The organism is Sphingobacterium sp. NPDC055346 (assembly GCF_053645235.1).
The window spans coordinates 941,432-961,857 of the sequence record NZ_JBSHMI010000001.1; the positions used below are offsets into that span (position 1 = coordinate 941,432).

The following is a 20,426-nucleotide window of genomic DNA, read 5'->3' on the forward strand; positions in this document are numbered from 1 at the left end:
TAGATGATTAAAATTTCAGTGAGACTGATTGCTGCGTTGTGTGGGGTAATGTTCTTGGTTGGTTGTTCTACGGCCAAGAAGTCGAAGGTTTTGCAATCAAATACAGCTGTAATTACTCCTTCTGTAATCGTTGAGAATTCTGCGCCGAAGCTGGATACCCTGAACAAGCCTGCAGAGGTCATTGAACAGGCAAAAGTAGCGCCTACGCTTTCGGTTAATTCGGAATTGACACCGGAGCAGCAAGCTTGGAACATGTTTTTGCAAGGGACCAGCAAACAGTATGACTTTGCAAACGCCATCCATTTTGATGTCCGGAAACCATCCTTTGTGATGATCCACCATACCTCCCAAGCCAATCTGGCCCAAACGATCCGTACCTTTCAGTTGGCACATACCAAGGTCAGCAGCCATTATGTGATCGGTCGTGATGGTCGCGTGGTGCAGATGTTGAATGATTATTTGCGGGGTTGGCATGCCGGAAGAGGCAAATGGGGAAGCATTACGGACATGAATTCGGTGTCCATTGGGATTGAACTTGACAACAATGGCTCTGAACCTTTTCCAGACGCCCAAATAAACTCCCTGCTGGTCTTATTGGATACCCTGAAGACCAAGTATAGTATTCCTCAAAAAAACTTCATAGGACACGCTGATTTCGCGCCTGGAAGAAAAGATGACCCCAATGTATTCTTCCCGTGGCAGCTTTTGGCCGAACGAGGATTTGGAATTTGGTACAATCCTAATTATTTAATGGCTCCTCCGTCAAACTTTAATCCCATCGATGCCCTTAAGCTCATGGGTTATGACCTGACCAACCAAGATGCCGCCATTAAGTCCTTTAAACGAAAGTTCGTGAAATCTGATCTTTCACCTATCTTGAATGATCGGGACCGAGCGATCTTATATGATCTCTACCGAAAGTATTATTAGAATATTTATAAAATGATAATTGCTGGTTTACGGCATTATACCTGAGTAGGTTCGATATCCTTTTTCGGAGTACTGCCCATGAAGTACTGCAGGATAAGTCCAATGAGGATCAGTAGTACACAACCGATCAGATTCAACCACAGAAAGGCGACAACGTTCATCTGCCAGATCCCAATAACGATAACCTCGGTTATTACCGCAGACCAAAAAACTGCTTTTCCACCGATTCTTCTGATATAAAAAGCCACTAGGAATATTCCGAGAATGGTTCCATAGAAAAGGGAGCCTAAAATATTAACGGCTTCCAAGAGGTTTCCCAATTGACTGGAGTAAAGGGCTATCCCAATGGTAAAAATCCCCCAGAATAAGGTGCTGATACGCGAAGCCTTTAAATAATGGGCATCGTTGGCATCCCGTTTTACGAAGCGTCTATAGATATCGATCACTGTTGTTGAAGAAAGTGAATTGATGGCACTGGCCGTTGCTCCCATGGAGGCCAGGAAGATAATGGCGATCAACAGGCCTATCAAGCCTTTAGGGAAAGTATCGGTAACAAACCTTAGAAAGATATAGTTCGTGTCATTGGTGTCCGCATTTGGATCGTTTTTCTTGATCAGGTCCACCAATTCGGTTCTCAATCCCTGGTCTTTTTCATTGAATTGTTGTAGGTTGATCCTGGCATCGTCGATTTTATCATCTTGCTTTTCCTTCAATGCGCTGGTCAGCTGATTGATATAAACGGTTTTTTCCTGGCTAAGTTGTTCATGTCTTTGCTTGATATCCTCATACTCCTGTTTATGGGAGCTGTTTTCCAGTTTTTCAATGACTTGCTCATTAAAGAATAGGGGTGGGGTATGGTACTGATAATACGCAAAGACCAAGATACCGATCAAGAGGATACAGAACTGCATAGGCACTTTAAGCAATCCATTCATCAGCAATCCCAATCTACTCTCTTTTACCGATGATCCTGTCAAATAGCGTCCCACCTGGCTCTGATCAGTTCCGAAATAGGATAGCTGCAAAAAGAAACCACCGATCAATCCGGTCCAGACGGTATACTGATTGTCCAGGTCAAACTTAAAGTCAATGGCATTTGCTTTTCCGGACTTTCCGGCAATGTGTAGGGCTTCTTTAAAGCCTATGTCCTCAGGCAGAAGATGGACCACCAAGACTCCCGCCAATAGCAGGCCGGCGAATATGATGGACATCTGTAAGAGCTGAGTGTATGATACCGCTTTTGTGCCGCCGTATACCGTGTATATAACCACTAAAGTACCGATGCCGATGGTGGTCATCACCAAGTCGATATTCAGGATGGTGGAGAGGATAATGGCCGGTGCGAAGATGGTAATACCTGTAGAGATCCCTCTCTGGATAAGGAAAAGGGATGCGGTCAGGACCCGGGTCTTGATGTCAAATCTTTTTTCCAAGAATTCGTAGGCCGTATAGACCTTGAGTTTATGGAAGATCGGGACGAAGGTGATACAGAGGACAATCATGGCCAAAGGCAGTCCAAAGTAGAACTGGGCGAAGCTCATTCCAGAAGAGTAAGCAAGTCCAGGGGCGGAGAGGAAGGTAATGGCACTTGCCTGGGTTGCCATTACGGAGAGTCCTACGGTGTACCAAGGTAAGGAGCGGTCACTGAGGATATAGCCGTCAATGGTTTTGACGTTCTTGCTTTTGTAAATCCCATAGACCACTATGGAAAGCAAGGTAAGGATGAGTACTATCCAATCGATACTACTCATCCAAAGTATCTAGTAAAAATATACATTAGAACTATGCAAACGACTAACCAGATGACAATAATCCAATAGAATTGTCTCCAGCTTCGTACGAATGGCGGTAGTCCTTTATCTGTCATGCGATTTTTGTGGCAATAAAGCGGAAATGAAGATGATTGCAAAAATAAAACCACCGATAAGTCCAGCAATTAAGGATAAAAATGTACCACTTGCAACCCAAGCAGTAAGTGCACCTAAGATAGTACCTACTAATAAGATGATGCCTTTTACGTTGATTTCGTTAGAGTTTTCGATTTGATTTTCCATTATATTTATTAATTTTTTTCGTTCTTAGCCAGCAAATTTACAAATAATCTAGTAGCTCCGGGAACTCCTGCCGGCAATTGTCTGAAAAAGGCCAAAGGTGCATAGACAAACTTCCCTTTTCCATAATTCGCTACCAATAGGGACCCCTTGTTTTGCTCTTCGTTTTTGTCTGCCATACTCAAAGGAGTGCGGTATTCTGGGGATATATTGGTTGCAAAATAAAGACCTCGTTCCTGTACCCAACCTTCAAAATCCTTGTCTGTAATTTTGTTGGGATAATTCAGGATGGGGTCATTTGGATCCGTAAAGGTCACTTTTGCATCCTCTTCGGTTACCCTTTCGCGATTGATTTCAAATGGATAGGGACCCAATTTATTGGTACTCATCCTGGAATTCACGTTATATTGTGCCAAGACCGTTCCGCCCTGTTCTGCATAATCCAATAGGATCGGCAACCATTGATTGGTATTCGGACTAACGTTATAGGCCCTAATTCCCACTATGATAGCATCGTATTGTTTTAAGTTAGTGCTGGCAAGCAGATCACTGTTCAATAGGTCGACCTGAATGCCAATGTTTTCCAATGCCAGGGGAACCAGATCACCCGCACCATGAATATAGCCAATTTTTTTCAAAGGATTGTTAATTTCCAGCGCTTTAACTTTTAGGTTGATTGCCGGAAACCAGGTGATATCTGGAATATGCTGGTAGGCAATTTTTTTGAAACCATAGATTGGCTCACCATTCAGTAGGGGCTGGACCTCACTGCTAGCTGTATTTTTGGGATTAGAGATCTCGAATGTCTTAACGACCAGACCATGTTCAGGGATGTCTATGGAAGCCTTGTTAGGAGCAATATTTAAGCCATCAGACTGCTTAAAGCTTAATTCCGCTTTTTGGGGCTGCTCACTGTTATTGCTGATGGTTAAACTAATGGTTTTCTTATCACCCGTTTGCAGCAGGGCTTGTGATGAGCTGATCGCTGCGGTAAGGACTGGTGATATGGAGACAGGCTGATAGATTTCGCCTTGTACGGGATCTACATATCGGTATTCCACGGGCTTGTCAACTGTTATGGCCAAGCCATCAACCTCAATTACAAACTTAGTCTGCGGATTATTTGTGTTTTCAGGGTTTCCAAAATTACGGTCTTCTATGTCAAACTTGCCTAATGAGTTTGGCTTTTCTAACCAATAGGGCTGTGTCCAATGGCCAACCTTCTTTTCAGAAGCGTATTTTTTGGTTTCATTGGCAGGAAGAGTTTCTTCTATCCGTTTGCCATCAATGGAAATCAATTTCACCGCTACATCTGCGGCTCTCTTGATGATTTCATTGTTTACAGAAAAAGCTTGATTAACCACATAATTCGGCTTGGAGGCAATGGATTCTGCAACTATGCCGACAGAGGATAGGATAATGTCTTCAATATCCTTGATTTTCTGATCCCTGTATACAGAAGGCTTCAATGCTTTAACCAATTGATGCAGGGCTACCAATTCCTGGATTGATTTTTCAGGATGGTTGATATTATAAGCGCTCTGTATAGATTGGATTTTGGTCTCGATGTTCTTCACGGGTTCGCCTAGGCGCTCCCAACTTGTGTTGATGCCTTCAAATAGGTCTTTTGTTGCTTTTTCGCCAGCGACATGGTCAAAATACTCGGTTGTTTTGCCTCGGTTGGAGGCAGCACCAAAACCTTGGCTTTTGTGCTGGGATCTGCTCATGGCAGATATTTCACCATATGAATAGCCCAATAAAGGGTTGTAGTCATTCAGAACGACTTTCAGTTGCTCATCCGATGTATTGTTCATGCCTCCAAAATTGGCGGTATTCCAGACAATACGCTTGGCTTTCCATGGTTTCAGTTCTTTCAGCTGTTCGGGAAAGCGGTTGGGATCTGCCGCTGCTTCGTAGGCCTCCTTGGCCAGGATGGCAGAAGCCTGGTGATGTCCATGGCCGCCACGGCTATCCGGTGGAAAGCGGTTTATGATCACATCCGGTTGGAGCTTACGGATCATATAGACCGCTTCACGGAGGATATCCTCCTTTTTCCAGAAGCTGAAGGTTTCCTCATGCGTTTTGGAAAAGCCAAAATCGTAGGCCGCACTGAAGTATTGTTCCCCTTTGTCGATAGCGCGGGCAGCCAATAATTCCTGAGTACGGATCAGACCAAGTTCAATTCCTTGTTCTGTCCCTAGCAAGTTTTGTCCGCCGTCACCACGGGTCAGGGAAAGATATGCAGTTCTATATTTACGGTCATTGGCTAAATAGGCAATGAGCCTGGTGTTTTCATCATCTGGATGGGCCGCGAAATAAAGCGCGGTACCTAGTGTTCCAAGCTTATCGATCTTGAGCTTAATAAAGGAAGCCGAATTGCTCTGCTGTGCAAAAGCAACCGAAAAAGATGATAGGAATAGGAAGATTAGGCCTAAGAATCTGTGAATCATCCTTAAAAGTAATAAGATTCGTGTAAAAAAATAAAAGGAATCAAAATAATTTGATTCCTTTTACCAACAATTAAAAATCTTCGACTTTAAACCTTGGTATTAATTCCGTTGGTTTAATTTTTAGCAGGATGATGCGCTTTATTTTGGTCTAACCTTTAATAAATATAAAAGTAATATAAATCAATTTGATTAGTCGCGGTATTTATAAAAAACTTTTCCACAAAAACACAGTTATGCACAGGCTTTTGTGGAAAAGAAAAATGTGGTCAATAGCTTGACCTTATGATTGTTTATGCGAATTACTTGTCAATGGAGCCTAAAACACGCTTCATAAAGGTGTTCAGGGCTTCTTTTTGTGGCATTCCTTCTTGAACCAATTTGTTGACTTCGATGGCGCCGTACATATTGGAGATCAATTCACCAATTACATCTAGCTCTTCGTCTTTCAATTGAGAGACTTCGGTCAACGATTCCAAGGTTTCGATTGTTTCCAATACGAAGTCTGCGTCGTTTTCGGCTATAAATTCCGTAAGATGTTTAATTATTGGTAACTTCATTTAATAGTTCTGTTAATCCTTCGATTTTATTTGTTTGTACTTGATTGATCAACTTTCCGCCTTTAAAAGCAGCGAAAGTTGGTAAGTTGTTTACATTAGCAAGTTTCCTTGATTCTGGGAACTTCTCTGCATCTACGATTACAAATTTCACGTTGTCGTTTTCACCTGCTAATTTTTTGAACTTAGGCTTCATAATGCGGCAGTTACCACACCAAGAAGCAGCATATTGAACCATCACCGTATCATTGCTGTCGATGACCTCTTGTAGATTGTCTGAGCTTAATTCTTCTAACATGATTTTTGATTTAAGAGTTGATCTGAAAAAATAAGAGGAGGTTGTCCCTCCTCTTTCAGTATGGGGGAATATTAATTGTGTGACAAGTATGAAGCAACGCCATCACGTGTAGCGTTCATCGCTTCTTTACCTTCTTCCCAGTTTGCTGGGCACACTTCACCGTGTTTCTGAACGTGCGTATAAGCATCGATCAAACGGATGTATTCTTTTACATTACGGCCTAGAGGCATATCATTTACTGACTCGTGGAATACTTTACCAGTCTCATCGATCAAGTAAGTAGCACGGTAAGATACCGCAGAACCTTCAACTAGAGTTCCGTATTCAGGGTGTTCAACCTCTTTCATTTCTAAGATACCTAATACGCTAGATAGGTTGCGGTTAGTATCAGCAATGATCGGGTATTCAACACCTTCGATACCGCCGTTGTCTTTTGCAGTGTTCAACCATGCAAAGTGAACCTCTGCAGAGTCACATGATGCACCGATTACGATAGTGTTTCTTTTCTCGAATTCAGCAACAGCCTCTTGGAATGCGTGTAACTCTGTAGGACAAACGAAAGTGAAGTCTTTTGGATACCAAAATAATAAGATCTTCTTGTTCTCTTGTTGTGCTTTTTCGAACAAATTCAAAGTGAAATTGTCGCCTAAATAGTCAATTGCATCTACTGTAATGTTCGGGAAATTTTTACCTGTAAAACTCATAATAATTTTCTTTTCTTTTTTGTAGTACAAAGATACACTTTTTAACGCCTAAAAATAATCGATAATACTTATTAACTATCGGTTTTATCTATTTAAAACCAGTATCACATATAAGAATGACTTATATCACAAATAGCCTTCTTTTTGATTGTCAGGGGATTATTTGATCGGCTGGGCAGGGAAAAATATTTTGATGGGCAGAAAGGTCGGTTTGACAGTTAAGTATATTTTTAATAGACCTAAATACAATCAGTTGAAAATAAAATTTGCTCTAAGTCCATAAAATATTAGTTTTGCAGCACGGCCCTGTAGTTCAACGGATAGAATAGATGTTTCCTAAACATTTGATAGCAGTTCGATTCTGCTCGGGGCTACAAAAAAAGCAACTCATTGAGTTGCTTTTTTGCTTTCCAGCTTAATGCTCTTCCACAAACCTTGGCCTGGCCGACCTTCTACCAAACACCGTCATCAGTACAATCACCAATAACAGGAAATAAAATGAATAGGACCAAGAGAGGGCATAATCATGCAACTTTCCAAACAAGGGCGGACCAAAGGCTGCAATCAGGTAGCCAATGGACTGCGCCTTCCCTGAAATCTTTATGGTGCCGACCATAGTTTTGCTCCTTGAGGACAGAAACAAAATAGCTAAACTAAATGCCAGGCCTCCTGCTACCCCTAATAGTATGGCCGTAAAATAGATGTATTGATCCTTCAATAACAACAGCATGAGTATACCGGCAGAGTAGAGAACACCGATTAAATAGATCATCGATTTAGGATCTTTCATCTTACTGGCAACAATTGGACTGATGAGCATAACGGGCAGCATCGCCAACTGAAGGATGGAAAACACCCAGCCTGCAGCGGATTTGCTCATTCCATATTCCATCAGTACGGTCGGTAGAAAAGCGACCAGGCAATAATAAACTAAAGATTGCAAGCCCATAAAGAGGCTTATGTTCCAAGCTTGTTTGGAACGGAATATATTGAACTTTATGTTTTCCGAGGTATTTACTTGCCGGTTTACTGGTTTTTTGCCCCAAAATAATTCAGCAATTACAATCAATAAAGCTATGACCGCAATAACGATCCAGACCGACAGGGATCCTTTCCAGCCGGCACCGGTCCATTCTCCGATGGAAATACTAAAGCCTGATGCCAGGGCTGCCACCAAGTTCATGGAAACCGAAAAAATACCGGTCATTAGCCCGATCTTTGCAGGGAACTCATTCTTGATATAGGCAGGAGTCAAAACATTACCCACGCATATTCCTAAACCTATTAAAACTGAGCCCAAATAAAGGGTTGTGACACTCCCTGCTACCCTTAAATACAATCCTAAAATCAAGATCGCTAAGGAATAGATCAGGCCATGCCGGATATTTAGTTTTTCAGTGGCTTTACTCACCAAAATAGAACAAGATGCAAATACGATGAGCGGAATGGAGGTCAGAAAGCTGGCCTGAATATTATCCAGATCCATTGCCGATTTGATTTCATCCAAGATGGGACCTACGGCAGTTATAGGCGATCTAAGGTTGCTGCCTACCCAAATGATGAGCAATATTCCCAACCATGAATTCCTTGTCGTATGATTTTGTTGCATTTTTTCGTCCATGATTTTACTTGTATCTGATCTTGGCCACAAAGATAAGCTTGTCGTTTTTATTAACTTTGCCATTTACTACATATACAACGACATGGAAAAGCTAGGTCATCCGGATAAACAGATCGGGGAATACGTAGATAATATCAGTGCTGATACCTATGTATGGTATGATGCGCAATGGAAACATGATGATAAAGAGCATCAGCACCTCAGTTTTCAGTTAAACTATGTGACTGAGGGCTATCAGTATTTCCATATTGACAAAAAGATCTATTTAGTTCCCCAAAACCATATCATCTGGATTCCCAGCGCAAAACCTCATAAAACAACTACGGAGTCAAGTTCGGTGAATTTGATGTCGGTTCTTTTTAAGGAGGTTCCAAAAGGGGATTTTTTCAGGAAGACCCATGTTTTTCCAGCGCCAGCAGTGTTAAAGGAAATGTTGCTATATGCATCAAAATGGAATAGGGTACTTGATATCGACATGGAACAAAAGCTCTTTTTGAAAGCTTTATTATACAGCCTGCCTAACTTTTGCGAAGAGAGCATGGCCCTAGAAATCCCAGTTCCTTCTGATGAAAGGTTGATCCCGCTATGTAATTACATCAATAGCAACTATAAGTTCAGTTTTGATATCCATGCCTTGGCGGAAATGGCAAACCTATCGGTCAGGACCCTGCAAAGGGTCTTTAAGAAAGAAACAGGTATTACATTGCAGAAATATTTGCAGTTAGTGCGGATATTAAAGAGTATCGAACTTCTCGATACAAGAAAATATACCCTGACGGAGATTGCCTATAAAGTAGGGTATCAAAGTCTATCTGCTTTCAGCCTTTCCTATTCCAGTTTAATGAAGGAAGGACCTAAGCTTAAGCAATGATCCTTTCATATGTGGGTGCAGAGAGAAAAGGCCTTCTACCTTCTCTCGGTCAAATTACCATCCACGTCAAAGTAGAGATAAACATCTTTTCTAGCTCCAGAGATGGAAGAGTACCAATGCGTCACATCCATATTGGCAACCTTCATGTGGACAAAATAGACATGGTCTGAAGGGGTACCGCCCTCAATACCCTTGGCTTCTTCAATCAAGGTATCGTGGATTTTCTTTACGGTAGAAAACTTAACTTTATCCAATGGGTACAAAAGATCGACCATCTTTAAGTTTCCTGAAATCTTTACAGGCGTAGGATCCAACCACATCCCCTTTGAGTAGGTATAGGTATCGATGTTTTCGGGCTTATCGGGATCTTGTATCTTGATGCTGATTCGGCCACCTTGGAAATCAAAGAAATATAGGTCCTGGTGCATCATGATCTTTTTTCCTTTGAACTTCGGCAGGTTCATCAGTTCTGCCTGGATCTTGTCCAGTTCCTCAGCACTTGCATATACGCTTTGCTCCTTTTTTTCATCAGGGGCTGTGACATCAATTGTTACCGAAGAAGAACTGCTTGTCCTTTCCATGGAATGGTCACTTGCTTCCTTTTGTTGGCGAGGTTTCATGGTGTCCTCAAAACTTTTCTTGATCTGCTGACAGGAAGAAAACAATGCAAGGATTGCAATGCAGGATATAATATGATAAAAAGTCCTTTTCATAGATTAATCGACAACTTCAATGGATTGCGGGTCTTCCGCATCGTATAAGATATTTATTTGGTTCCCAACAGCAATTCCGGAAATGTCCAGGAGGCCGTACAACTTCTTAAAAGAAGCTACAATGGTTTTTCCCTTGTCCTGAAACTCTATTGTAACCATTATTTGAGGCTTTTCATTGACTGAAAGGTTCGTTTCTTGAGTCGACACAATGGTCGCGATAGCGGGTTTTCCATAGAGAAGTAAACGATCCGATTTAGTAGATTTAGGCAAAAAAAGATTGATAAAAGAGAAAACCCCGAGATAGATCAATGCCAGAAATGGCGAGAGAATAAAGGGATGCCCAAAGGACAGATAGCGCCATCCAGCATCTTGGCTCTCATAAAGCATTCCATAAATCAATAGCCCTATAGGCGTCAATATCAAAACGGCAAGTACGGAGTAAGCGTAGATCAACATGCTTTTATCGATTTTTACCTTTGCGTCTTCCAACATTATCCTTGGTTTTTTTGGATCCGTGCTGACCAACAATCCAATATCTTTTCCTACTTGGTAACGGTTCATTTCAGGCTTGGTATCGACAAACGGTAAACTAAATGTCAACTCTGATTTTACTAGGTTCACAAAAGAGATCTTGATCATTTTGCTTTCTCCATCGGCAGTTTGCTGCAAGATCCTTTGCTCGACTATTTTGCCTTTAATTCTTTTACCCTCTTTTATTAGGTCTTTATAATCTCTTTTAGCTTTTAAAAGGTTGGAAAGGGATCTCTTATAAAACAGATAGATTACAGTAAGCCAGAGGAGTAGGCCCAATCCTAAATAAAAGAAAGCGGTTGCTGGAGATTTATCTAAATCGTATTTCCAATCGCCTTGTTGTGAATGGATTAGGATCGGAAGGCCAATGGCCATCAATAATAAGAAGATGGTCCCAAAGGATAATCCAAAGACTACATTGAAAGTCTTAGCAGGATTTGGTCTGTGGTTTAAGCTACTCATTTTAAACACAATATAAATAAAATTAATCCATGAATTAAAACAAATGTTATTATTCTATAGATTTTTAATTTTGTTGAATCTTTTGGCAATTAATATCAATAAAGCGACCTGTAAAAGATCAAATTTTCGTATCCTTACTTCCGCATTCAATCCGCTTCCATGGGAATAGATAAAGAACATATTCTTCCAGCCTACAATTTCAGCAAGCTTTCCGTATTTGAAATACTCAAGCATGTCGAGCGGGCACGCTTTATGGACAGCAAGGATTACAGGAACATATATCCCGTCAGCATAGAATTAAACTGTGGAGTCTTTACGAAGGCTGCTCCGGGCCTTGTTTACCCGAGTGTGTCAGTCCTTCAGTTGCAGGATCGGATTGTAACAAGTTGTTCCTGTGCAAACTATTCCAAGAAGATGTGTGAGCATCAGGGCGAGGCCATACATGCCATCTTGGAAAAGGAAGAATACCGGGTTTTCTTTGATGCCGATCTTCGGGAAAAGACATTGAAACAATATGCAAAGCCTTATGGCTTAGATAATGAGCCCGCTCTAGACCGCTACTTTGATCTGCACTATGTGGATGGAAAGCTGTCGGTAGAGCCTAAGATCCAGGGTTTGTTGCCCTATGACAAACAGGCCATGGCAAAGGGTCTAAGTCCAAAACAAGTCAAACTAAAAACCACAGCTCAGGATATTTTAACAAAGAAACCCTTTATCCTGATTGACAAACACCGGTATTACAGCCAATTGAACTTTCAATTGATGAAAGCCGATCATACTAAGGCCGGAAAGATCAAAAATCCTATTGAGACGATGGATCCCATGGCCCAGGTTTGGAAGATTGATGAGCCGGAACTACTGAAGTTTTATACGGCGATCCATAGCTTTCAGAATAAATACAACGATGATGAACTTGATCTGGATGCCGAACCCTTAAAACAGATCATAAAGAACCCTTTGGGTTTAGACTTTTACATCCATGACAGCAAAGTATCCGAATCACTTTCTCCCAAATCCCTAGCCTTAGTAAAGTTAGAACAGCTGCAAGCTGAAATCAGGCTAACGGTCCTTAAAAAAGAGCCTTTCTATGAAATTACAGGTGAATTGCTATTCAAGGACAACATATTAGGATTCAAAGAGCTGAACATCCGCAACGATTATCTGCTTTATTATCGCAAGACCCTCTATTTTATCGATAATCCAGACCTATTGCGGGTCATCAAATTTTTCAAGGGCAATAATGAAATCCTGGTCCTTCATGCAAACAAGTATGAGGAGTTCTTCCAGGATATCCTTTCGCCATTAGAGCACATCCTTCACGTCAATTACAGCTACATCAAGCAGGCGACCCCTGCACAGCTGAAAGAGAAGAGCTATGAGCAACAGAAGCTCATCTATCTCGAACAGGACGGCAATTACATTTCCATAGTGCCAGTCATGAAATATGGGGAAATAGAAGTACCTACAACCTCTAAAAAACAGCTTTTTGATACCGATCAAAACGGCAATGTATTTCAGCTCGAAAGGGATTATGTAGAAGAGGATAAATTAGTTTCCAGCATTATGGAAAAGCATCCGGATTTCGAAAGCCAGGTCGTGGAAAGGAATTATTTCTATCTGCATAAAGATAAGTTCTTGGATGACGATTGGTTTATTGAGGTCTTTGATGAGTGGCGTGAGGAGGATATTTCCATTTTAGGCTTCAGTGAAATCAAGAACAATAGGGTCAATTCGCATAAAGCCAAAATCTCGATAGAGATTATCAGCGGCTTGGACTGGTTCAATGCCAAGTTGAAGGTCGGATTTGGAAACCAACAGGCAGCCCTGAGGCAGATTCACCGGACCATACGAAACAAAGGCAAGTATGTACAGCTTGATGATGGCAGTCTGGGACTGCTTCCTGAGGAATGGATCGAGCGAATTGCAGCCTTTTTCCAGATCGGAGAAATAGACCAGGAAATGATTACCATACCGAAGATTAACTACTCTGAGGTTTCCGATCTGTTTGACAGAGAGATCATGAGCAAGGAAGTCCAGCATGAAATCGAATTGTTAAAAAGCGACTTTTCATCTGAACTGAAGATCACTCCGGTCGCAACCCCGAAAGACCTGAAGGCCGAATTAAGGGAATACCAACAAGAGGGACTTAACTGGCTTAATTTCCTTGACACTTACAACTTTGGAGGTTGCTTGGCCGATGATATGGGATTGGGAAAAACCATACAGATCCTGGCCTTTATCCTTTCACAAAAAGAAAAGCATGGTCAAAAAACCAACCTGATTGTGGTTCCTACATCGCTTCTTTTCAATTGGGAGGATGAAATAGCAAAATTTGCACCTTCGCTGCAAGTAATAAAGCATTATGGACCCGATCGCGAAAAGAGCATAGATCAACTTGATGGCCATGATGTGGTCCTGACGACCTATGGCATGCTGCTTTCTGACATCAGGTTCCTAAAGAACTATAAATTCAATTATATATTCTTGGATGAATCCCAAGCGATCAAGAACCCGAACTCCGAAAGGTATAAAGCCGCCCGCTTATTACAGGCTAGGAACAGGATTGTACTGACGGGAACCCCAATTGAGAACAATACTTTTGACCTCTATGGGCAGCTATCCTTCGCTAATCCTGGTTTATTGGGGAGCAAGCAATTCTTCAAGGATACCTATGCCATTCCGATAGACCAATTCCAGTATAGCAAAAGAGCCATTGAGCTGCAGGAAAAGGTGAGGCCCTTTATCCTTCGCCGAACAAAGAAGCAGGTGGCCAAGGAGCTTCCAGAGAAGACGGAAATGCTCATCTACTGTGAAATGAACGATGAACAGCGGAAGATCTATGAGGCTTACGAGACAGAACTGCGCGAATTTATATCGGCCAATGAGGATGAGGATATCAAGAAAAACAGCATGCATGTCCTTACAGGGCTTACCAAGCTCAGGCAGATCTGTAATTCACCAGTGCTATTGAAAAAAGGCCATGCCGCAGAGAATGCGGTTAAGGTCGAAATCCTTTTGGAACAGATCCTAAATAAATCTAAGGAACATAAGATCTTGGTCTTTTCCCAATTTGTAGAGATGCTGGATTTGATCAGAGCTGAATTGGGAAAAAGAAATATCTCCTTTGAGTACTTAACAGGTCAAAGTAAGGAGCGAGGCAAGAAGGTCCACAACTTCCAGAACAACGAGGAAGTCCGGATCTTTTTGATCAGTCTAAAAGCAGGCGGGGTTGGTTTGAACCTTACAGAAGCAGATTATGTCTATCTCGTCGATCCTTGGTGGAACCCAGCAGCGGAGAACCAAGCCATCGACCGATCCTATAGGATTGGGCAGACCAAAAATGTGGTGGCCGTGCGTTTGATCTGCTCAAATACCATTGAAGAAAAGATCCTGAAGTTACAGAAGCGGAAAAGCAAGCTGGCTCAAGATCTAATCCAAACAGAAAACGCATTCTTCAACACATTGAGTAAGGCCGACATTTTAGACATGCTTTAATACCGACCTCCTTGTTTTTCAATTAATTGAAAAAACAATCCCTTGGTCTAAATTTTCCTTCGATTCAATTATTTTGTACATTTCCCTTAATTTCAATAATTTAGCTGATAATAATTAACTGCACTAGCTGTTTTTTCAACCTTGACTATGAAGTATATTGTTTCCCTCTGCTTATTATGCTGCCTGACCCTATCTGCTTTTTCACAATTGGTTATCCGGATTGATGAAGACCATGAATACCTGAAAACATTGGAAAAGAGACTCCTGGATGCCAAGACGGATAGTGCCAAAGCGATGACGGCTTTCCGGTTATCCTATATGTACAAGAAGTATAGGAACATGGACCTAGCCAAGCAGCGTCTGGAACAGGGGGTAAAGTATGCCCAAGGGAATAACCTTTTGGAAGGGATAGCCAGTTACAACGAAGCCCTGTTTGGTATCGGTCTGGAGGAAATGAGCAAGATTGAAAACAACCTTAACCGTAGTGACAGCCTGCTAAAAGACATACAGGATCCAGAAGCCAAGAAGACCTTGAGCGGCCTATGGATCATGCGTGGCGTCCTCAGCCAGCTAAAAGGGAACGAGAAAGGCGGTCTAGAGTCCTACATTAACCATGCGCTTCCCTATGCCAAGGAATCCAAAGATAAATTTAGCATTGCCAATGCCAATAAATTCGTGGCCACCAGTCTTTTAAACGCGACTGAACGGGTACGCGGAAATGACTACCTCAAAAATGCACTTGCACTCTTCAAGGAAGCTCCTGCCGAAAGTGAGATCACGAAGTTGGAGGGCATACTGGAAGTAACCATCTTACTTGCTGAAAACAACCTATACCTGAATGACCTGCATTCCAGCAAAGCCTATTTGGATGCCGCTTATGCAGTATTGAAGGACTATCCTGAATCTAATGTTTTCCTGTTCTATTATTTTCCCGAAGGGGTTTATTATGAAAAGATGGGTAAATATGTACAGGCGATCAACAGTTTTGACAAGGCCATTGCTTTTCAAGGATCCGGTCCTGAGAACTTCTACATAAACCGTTCAAAATTTGCCAAGTTCAACCTATTGCGTAAGATAGGCAGGAATGAGGAAGCTATCGATGTGATGCAGGACCTGCTGAAAAGTACAACCCTATTGCCTAGTGACCGTAATTCCTATGCCAACCTCTTGGCCGAGACCTATGCCAATACCGGAAACATGAAGGAGGCCTATGAATGGTCACAAAAATACATCACGGTAAATGATAGTTTGCATGCCGCAGATTACAAAAAGGATATGCTGGATATGGAAAACAAATATCAGTCAGCAGAAAAAGCCAAGCAGATTTCCCAGTTACAGGCAGAGAAACAGGCTGCCGAGCTGGTACAGAAGAACCAGAGGCTTTGGGTGCTGCTCCTTGCAGTCGGTGCTGCGGTGCTATTGTTGGCCTTCCTATACCTGAACAATATCCTGAAAAACCAGAAAAGAGCCAATGAATTTAAGTTCAAGGAATTGGAACAGCAAAGGGAACTGCAAGTGACAAAAGCCTTTTTGGAAGGGGAGGACAAGGAACGGCAAAGGATCGCCCAGGACCTGCATGATGGCCTTGGAGGCGCACTCTCTGGCATCAAGATGAAGCTATCTGCCGTGCAGAACAACTTCCAGGAACCTGAAATAGACAGTTCCGTCGATCAACTTGACCGATCCATTATAGAACTGCGACGAATTGCCCACAATATGATGCCGTCCAATCTCCTGCGAAGTGGGCTGGATGTTGCCTTAACGGATCTCTGCAGTGCCCTTTCCAGCAGCAGGACCAAAATAGAGCTGCAAACCGAAGGCTTAGACCCCAACTTAAACCAGCATTATCAGGTCAATATCTATCGCATTATCCAAGAGCTTCTGAGCAATGCCCTTCGCCATGCAGATGCCAACCATATCCTGGTCCAATGCATCCAGAATGACGAGCAGATCTTGATCACCGTCGAAGATAACGGCAAAGGATTTGACCTTTCAAGAGCAAAAGCCTCCAATGGAATGGGACTTAACAATATTCAGAACCGTGTCGACATCATGAAAGGAAGTTTGGATTATGATGTTATGCCAGAAGAGGGAACCATAGTGAATATTGAATTGACGGTGTAAAAGCTACATTTAAGATATTGCGGGCGTATTCAATACGCCCCTCCACTGCGTAATACCAATCTAGGGTTATTTTATTTTTCCCACGCCACGATCATGGCCCATCCTCTCATCCATTCCATCCTGGTTCAAAACCCACCCCCCCCTCATTACACAATCACCTTTGTGCCCTTCAAAGCCTTAACAAGATTCACTTTCTCCTCCTCCGGAATAGGATTGGTACTGATGCGTAACTTTTTCAGCCAGGTCATCTGCTGCATGGATTCCGGAAGGTGCTTTACCTTATTATTATCAATATCGAATTCTCTTAAGGAAGTCCATTCGGCAATGTTTTCAGGAAGCTTAATACTGGTCTGGCAGCTCCATAGCTGCAGGTCCTGTAGGTTAGCGAGCTCCTTGACACTGTTGAACAGGTTTTGGAGATCGATCGGAGGATTGAAATTCGAATTTATTTTAAGGGTCCTTAACTGGTTCAGGTTTTTTATATCGGCTGGGATGGTCTTGATTCCGTTCTGTCCTAGATCCAACAGTCTTAAGCCACTCAACTCAAAAATCGCCTTAGGAAGGACCTTAATGCCATTACCACTTAGGTTCAGTTCCTTTAGTCCTTGTAGTTTATTGATATTTTCAGGAATGCTCAACATTCCACTTAGCGAAAAGCTCAAGTTCTCCAGTTTTGGAAGGGTAGAAAGGACCTCGATTACAGCTTCAAAATCAATTGGCTTAGCCTTTCCTTCAAACAGGAGCTGCGTCAATGTAAAGGATTTTAAGTTCACCAACTTCGAAAAGCTGTCGGGGATACTGGTTATCTTTGGGGTATAAAATTCAATTTCCTCCAGGGAAGTAAGCTCAAAGAACTCATCCGGGAAACCATAGATCTGTTCATGGATCACCAATTTCTTGAGTTTTTTCAAACGTGCCAACTCTTTCGGCAAAGGCTTCTTGATGGGTGAATCAAAAGAAAGGAATTCCAAATCCTTCGCTTTTATTATGGCGGAAGGCAAGGTCTCCATGTCGTTTAAGGAAATATCGAGTTTCTTTAAATGGGGAAGCTCAAAGAGCCAATCTGGTATTTCGTAAATATCGTTTCCAGTCAGTTTAATTTCCTCAACCATCCTGCATTCCCTGAGTACCTCTGGAACTTCTTCCAGCCACTTCTCAGATAAATCAACCTTCTTGATTGTATCCTTCTCTTCAACTATCTTTTTCAGGTATTTTTCCATGCGGTCATAGGTGTTAAAGGTGATTCCTGCTGCTTGCCTTAAATTTTAATAATGCATAGCCCGTTTCTTAAATATATTGAAATTTTTCTATTCAAGACAAAAAACAGAACCCCTGGTATAAATGATTCTTTAGCGTACTGGGGTTCACACCTTGCAAAAAGGCTTATTTTAACTATATTTGGGTAATCACAAAACCTAATCCATGTATAATAAACTAATTTCCTTCCTGGCACTTTTATGCCTTGCATTATCAGCTACAGCTCAGCAAGATTCCGCGTATATCTTTTCCTATTTTAAGGGAAATGGTGAAGATGGCTTGCATCTAGCCTATAGTGAAGATGGTTTGAAATGGACGGCCTTAAAGAACGATGCCTCCTTTCTGACTCCAAAATTGAGCCCTGACAAACTGATGCGGGATCCTTGTATCATCAAGGGAGGCGATGGTCTCTATCACATGGTTTGGACCGTTAGCTGGACCCAGAAGGGTATTGGCCATGCGACCTCCAAGGACTTGATCAATTGGTCAGAACAACAATATATACCGGTCATGGAACATGAGGACAGCACCCGGAACTCTTGGGCTCCAGAAGTCACCTATGATCCCGAAAGCAAAGAATACATGATTTATTGGGCATCCACCATTACCGGAGAGTTTCCCGAAACACAGGTAGAGGCGGATAATGGCTATAACCATCGGATGTACTATACCCTGACCAAGGATTTCAAGACATTCTCGGAAACCATGCTGCTCTATGATCCAGGCTTCAACTCGATCGATGCCACAATCCTGAAAAATGGAAACAACTGGATGATGGTCATCAAGGATGAAACCCGCGAACCTAAGGCCGAGAAAAACCTAAAACTTGCTTTTGCAGATAGCTTAGAGGGTCCTTACAGCGATGCCAGCGAGAAGATCACCGGAGATTATTGGGCAGAAGGACCCACCGTAGCCAAAATAAACGGGGAATACTATGTTTATTTCGACCGGTACATGGACAATCATTTTGGCCTGATCAAATCAAAGGACCTCAAGACTTGGACCGATATCAGCGATCAATTGGAACTGCCCAAAGACCTGAGACATGGCACCATATTAAAGATTTCAGGAAAAGAATTGGACAAGCTTAAGGCCGTAAAGCCTTAAGCCTTTATTGCTCCCTAAAGATTTTCAGTCGGCTGGTCATGATGAACATCAAGAAGCCGAACATTGAAAACAGGGCGAATGAATATCGTAGATTAAATATTTCTGCCACATATCCGATTAGTGGAGGGCCCATTAAGAACCCGAGATAGGAGATACTGGAAACCATGGCCAAGGCCACACCGGCAGGAATGGTCTTATGCTTTCCAGTTACACTGTAAACCGTAGGCACATTGCAGGCAACGCCTAATCCGACCAGCATAAAGGCCAGTGTACAGACCCAAAGGTTTGGAAAAACAACGGAAGATAACATCCCCACGAACATCAGGATTCCACTGATCTGTAGGGTCCTTTGCCTACCAATTTTACTGATGATGGCATCTCCGATAAATCGGCCGGTTGCCATCATGATCATAAAGGAGGCATATCCTAAGATCACTAAGTTCTCTGGGGCATGTACAACATCACTGAAGTACACACCGCTCCAATCAAACATGGCGCCTTCCGTTGCCATACTGAAGAAACCTATGATACCCAGTTGTACGATCAATGCATCAGGTTTAAACTTGGTCTTTTCTTTTTCCTTCTTCTCGGTACTGACTTCCGGAACCAAAAACTGTTTGTTCAACAGGATATTGATGGTCAAAAGGACGATAACCCCGATGAAATGGCCATAGGTGTTGATATTGAAGTTCAAGGTCAACAAACCGATCAAGGCACCGGTGAATCCCGCCAAGGACCAAGCCCCATGGAAGGATGACATAATAGATCGGCCGTACAGCTCTTCAGCGAGTACACCTTGGGTATTGACGGAAATATTACAGATGTTACCCGTTACCCCAAAAAGGAAAAGTGCAGCACCCAAAAACCAGGCGTTTGTTGAAAAAGCGATGAACAACAATACCAAAGCATAGAGGAATGCCGCCCAAGGCAATATTTTATGGCTACCGTATTTGTTGACCAAGGCTGCCGAAATAGGCATGGTCAGCAATTGGCCAATCGGTAACATCAATAAGATGGTTCCCAACTGGGCTTCGGACAGCCCCAATGCCGTTTTGATGGTCGGGATACGGCTTGCCCAACTCGCAAAGCCCAAACCTTGACCAAAGTAAAATAAGGCTACCGCCCACCGGATCCTGCTTTTCATGGATTGAGAGACATGGTTGCCTGCCTCACCTAATGATGTCATCGTTGATAAATTTGTAACAAAAATAGCACATTTTTCAGATAAGTAGTATAGATAAGTGTAAAAAATACACAA

16 protein-coding genes and 1 tRNA gene are annotated in these 20,426 nt (G+C 42.3%); 6 read left to right on the forward strand and 11 right to left on the reverse strand.

Translation table 11 applies throughout. The annotated features are described in order from the left end of the window. Window positions 1–3: 3 nt before the first annotated feature. Window positions 4–930, forward strand: a complete 927-nt coding sequence (locus ACWICE_RS04040; RefSeq protein ID WP_185218615.1) for an N-acetylmuramoyl-L-alanine amidase — start codon at window positions 4–6, stop codon at window positions 928–930. Between the two features lie 35 nt (window positions 931–965). Here the strand turns inward: ACWICE_RS04040 and ACWICE_RS04045 are convergent, their stop codons facing one another. The 6 genes from ACWICE_RS04045 to ACWICE_RS04070 form a co-directional block, all read right to left on the reverse strand. Continuing rightward, window positions 966–2,681, reverse strand: a complete 1,716-nt coding sequence (locus tag ACWICE_RS04045) for a sodium:solute symporter (protein ID WP_254526772.1) — start codon at window positions 2,679–2,681, stop codon at window positions 966–968. Window positions 2,682–2,786: 105 nt separating this feature from the next. Next, on the reverse strand, window positions 2,787–2,984 hold the full coding sequence (locus ACWICE_RS04050) for a hypothetical protein (protein WP_185212722.1): 198 nt from the start codon (window positions 2,982–2,984) through the stop codon (window positions 2,787–2,789). 8 nt (window positions 2,985–2,992) lie between these two features. Continuing rightward, window positions 2,993–5,431: a PIG-L family deacetylase gene (locus tag ACWICE_RS04055; RefSeq protein ID WP_454297702.1), complete on the reverse strand. Its 2,439-nt coding sequence runs from the start codon at window positions 5,429–5,431 to the stop codon at window positions 2,993–2,995. A 299-nt stretch (window positions 5,432–5,730) separates the two neighbouring features. Continuing rightward, window positions 5,731–5,988, reverse strand: a complete 258-nt coding sequence (locus ACWICE_RS04060; RefSeq protein WP_099369797.1) for a DUF6952 family protein — start codon at window positions 5,986–5,988, stop codon at window positions 5,731–5,733. Beyond that, the gene (locus ACWICE_RS04065; RefSeq protein WP_185212720.1) at window positions 5,969–6,283 is read right to left on the reverse strand and encodes a thioredoxin family protein; all 315 of its coding nucleotides are present in this window, start codon (window positions 6,281–6,283) and stop codon (window positions 5,969–5,971) included. The genes ACWICE_RS04060 and ACWICE_RS04065 overlap by 20 nt, the downstream gene beginning before the upstream one ends. A gap of 71 nt (window positions 6,284–6,354) precedes the next feature. Next, window positions 6,355–6,987 (reverse strand): peroxiredoxin, encoded by a 633-nt coding sequence (locus tag ACWICE_RS04070; protein ID WP_185218618.1) that lies wholly within the window; start codon window positions 6,985–6,987, stop codon window positions 6,355–6,357. Window positions 6,988–7,289: 302 nt separating this feature from the next. On the opposite strand from ACWICE_RS04070, the gene ACWICE_RS04075 reads away from it, so the two are divergent. Beyond that, window positions 7,290–7,361 (forward strand) — tRNA-Arg (locus tag ACWICE_RS04075). A 41-nt stretch (window positions 7,362–7,402) separates the two neighbouring features. On the opposite strand, the gene ACWICE_RS04080 is transcribed toward ACWICE_RS04075, so the two are convergent. Continuing rightward, window positions 7,403–8,608 (reverse strand): CynX/NimT family MFS transporter, encoded by a 1,206-nt coding sequence (locus ACWICE_RS04080; protein ID WP_454297703.1) that lies wholly within the window; start codon window positions 8,606–8,608, stop codon window positions 7,403–7,405. Here ACWICE_RS04080 and ACWICE_RS04085 point away from each other — a divergent pair. Next, complete coding sequence (locus tag ACWICE_RS04085; protein ID WP_214648493.1) at window positions 8,607–9,479, forward strand: AraC family transcriptional regulator; 873 nt, start codon at window positions 8,607–8,609, stop codon at window positions 9,477–9,479. The two genes, ACWICE_RS04080 and ACWICE_RS04085, sit on opposite strands and share 2 nt — an antisense overlap. A gap of 35 nt (window positions 9,480–9,514) precedes the next feature. Here the strand turns inward: ACWICE_RS04085 and ACWICE_RS04090 are convergent, their stop codons facing one another. Together ACWICE_RS04090 and ACWICE_RS04095 are read right to left on the reverse strand one after the other, a co-directional pair. Further along, window positions 9,515–10,192 carry a hypothetical protein gene (locus ACWICE_RS04090; protein WP_454297704.1) on the reverse strand — a complete coding sequence of 226 codons (678 nt, stop codon included), beginning with the start codon at window positions 10,190–10,192 and terminating at the stop codon, window positions 9,515–9,517. A gap of 3 nt (window positions 10,193–10,195) precedes the next feature. After that, window positions 10,196–11,185, reverse strand: a complete 990-nt coding sequence (locus ACWICE_RS04095; protein ID WP_454297705.1) for a hypothetical protein — start codon at window positions 11,183–11,185, stop codon at window positions 10,196–10,198. 159 nt (window positions 11,186–11,344) lie between these two features. On the opposite strand from ACWICE_RS04095, the gene ACWICE_RS04100 reads away from it, so the two are divergent. Together ACWICE_RS04100 and ACWICE_RS04105 are read left to right on the forward strand one after the other, a co-directional pair. After that, the gene (locus ACWICE_RS04100; RefSeq protein ID WP_454297706.1) at window positions 11,345–14,680 is read left to right on the forward strand and encodes a DEAD/DEAH box helicase; all 3,336 of its coding nucleotides are present in this window, start codon (window positions 11,345–11,347) and stop codon (window positions 14,678–14,680) included. A 147-nt stretch (window positions 14,681–14,827) separates the two neighbouring features. Beyond that, window positions 14,828–16,804 (forward strand): tetratricopeptide repeat-containing sensor histidine kinase, encoded by a 1,977-nt coding sequence (locus ACWICE_RS04105; protein WP_454297707.1) that lies wholly within the window; start codon window positions 14,828–14,830, stop codon window positions 16,802–16,804. 146 nt (window positions 16,805–16,950) lie between these two features. Here ACWICE_RS04105 and ACWICE_RS04110 read toward each other — a convergent pair whose 3' ends face one another. Next, window positions 16,951–18,024, reverse strand: a complete 1,074-nt coding sequence (locus tag ACWICE_RS04110; RefSeq protein ID WP_454297708.1) for a leucine-rich repeat domain-containing protein — start codon at window positions 18,022–18,024, stop codon at window positions 16,951–16,953. 202 nt (window positions 18,025–18,226) lie between these two features. On the opposite strand from ACWICE_RS04110, the gene ACWICE_RS04115 reads away from it, so the two are divergent. Then, complete coding sequence (locus ACWICE_RS04115) at window positions 18,227–19,168, forward strand: glycoside hydrolase family 43 protein (protein WP_454297709.1); 942 nt, start codon at window positions 18,227–18,229, stop codon at window positions 19,166–19,168. A 4-nt stretch (window positions 19,169–19,172) separates the two neighbouring features. Here the strand turns inward: ACWICE_RS04115 and ACWICE_RS04120 are convergent, their stop codons facing one another. After that, window positions 19,173–20,354, reverse strand: a complete 1,182-nt coding sequence (locus tag ACWICE_RS04120) for an MFS transporter (protein WP_185212711.1) — start codon at window positions 20,352–20,354, stop codon at window positions 19,173–19,175. Between the last annotated feature and the right edge of the window lie 72 nt (window positions 20,355–20,426).